Origin of the sequence: Calidithermus roseus, assembly GCF_003574095.1 — a bacterium.
GTDB classification, from domain to species: Bacteria; Deinococcota; Deinococci; order Deinococcales; family Thermaceae; genus Calidithermus; species Calidithermus roseus.
On sequence record NZ_QWLA01000152.1, the window covers coordinates 1 to 1,670 of the forward strand.

At 64.5% G+C, this 1,670-nt stretch carries 2 protein-coding genes; one reads left to right on the top strand and one right to left on the bottom strand.

Features of this window, described 5'->3' with window-relative positions; translation table 11 throughout:
- Positions 1-472: DUF4127 family protein (locus Mrose_RS18260; RefSeq protein ID WP_245970025.1), on the bottom strand; the 472-nt coding region annotated here is incomplete at its 3' end.
- 150 nt (positions 473-622) lie between these two features.
- Between Mrose_RS18260 and Mrose_RS18265 the strand changes: the two genes are divergently transcribed.
- On the top strand, positions 623-1,576 hold the full coding sequence (locus Mrose_RS18265) for a DUF4032 domain-containing protein (protein ID WP_119280641.1): 954 nt from the start codon (positions 623-625) through the stop codon (positions 1,574-1,576).
- Positions 1,577-1,670: the final 94 nt, after the last annotated feature.

Consider the following 1,670-nt stretch of genomic DNA (forward strand, 5'->3'; position numbering starts at 1 on the left):
GGGTGGCCGCTTCTTGCACGGCGGGGGAACCCGGCAGGGCGTCGTCCCAGGGGGCCTCGAGGTAATCGAGGCCCCAGCCCTCCAATGAGCGCAGGACCTCGAGGTTGCGCTCGCGGTATTTGGCGTCGGGGTGGCGGGGGATGACCCCAAAAGCCACCACCTCGCCGCCAAACTTGCCCTTCCAGGCCCGCAGCACCGCCAGCCGCGCCAGGGCTTGGGGGGCGGGCAGAGGGGCTTCGCGGCTCTGCACCAGCCCGCCGTAGGCCAACGCGTCCAGACTCACTACCAGGCGCTGGCCGGGGGTGTTGATCAGCCAGGTGGAGAGGTCGAGGAAGCCGACCCCTGAGCGGCCCTTGTAGAACCCCGCCGGGGGGCATTGCACCATGCCCCAGGTGCAAGGGGTCCAGTTGGGTGGGCGGTTGTCGAGGGGAATGTAGAGGGTCTGGGCAAGGCTTCCAGAGGCCAGCGCCACGACCAGCAAAAGCAGCAGTTTGTGAAGTGATCTGCACTGCGGAGGGGGTGAAGCCATAGGATAGTCATACAAACAAAGATGTGAGGGCGGCTAAGAGCGCGAAGGCCATCCCTTACATTCTTCCCTCACGCGCCCGACTACACTGGTCGTGTGGAGCGGGAAATTGTTAACCCCAACAATTTCGCCAAGCAACGGGCCAGCAGCGAGGCTGAGGCTCTGGCTCGGCGCGTATTTTTTCACGATTTCCTGCACCGCCTGCGGGGTCAACCCAACGACCTTTTACCCTTCGACGCGATCAGCCGCCTGCGCCCCAAGGGGGAGCATTACCTGGGCCTGCGCACCATCGAGGTGGACAAAATCGTGGGCTCGGTGGACCGCTACGGCGATTTTGACGAGCACTTCCTGCCCAAGGAGCCCCACACCATCGAGCGTTGGACCCGCCTGCGTGAAGCCCAGCTCGAGGGCACCGAGTTCCCTCCCATCGAGGTCTATCAGGTGGGGGAGGCTTACTTCGTCAAGGACGGCAACCACCGCACCGCTTTGGCCAAGGCCCAGGGCCAGCACTACATCGATGCCTACGTGATCGCCCTGGACGTGCCGGTGGACCTGGGCCCCGAAGACACCCTCAAGGACGTGATCCTCAAGGGCGAATACGCCCACTTCCTCGAGCAGACCAGGCTCGACCGGCTTCGCCCCGACCACGAGCCAATCCTGTTCACCAAGGCTGGGCGTTACGACGTTCTGCTCGAGCACATCCGCACCCATCAGTACTTCATGGGCCTCAACCAGAAGCGCCACGTGAGCTGGGAAGAGGCCGTGGCCGACTGGTACGACAAGCTCTACGCCCCCACCGTGCAGGAGATTCGCGAGCAGAAACTGCTCGAGGACTTCCCTGGCCGCAACGAGGCCGACCTTTACCTGTGGGTCTCCGACCACCGCTACTACCTCTCGCAAGCCCTGGGCCACGATATCGGCGCGGAGGAGGCCACCATCTCGGCCCAACGCACCGTGCACAAGGGCCCCCTGAGCCGAGCGCTGGAGTGGGTGAGCGGCCTGTTCCGCCGCCGTAGCTCTGAGGGGAGGCTAAACGTCGATAGCCGATAGCCACGAGCCCTAGCCCCCGATGCCTCCTGGCTATTTGGTAACGCCACCGACGGCGTCAACCTAATGGCAAAGGGGGTGGAGGGGCATGGGGTGG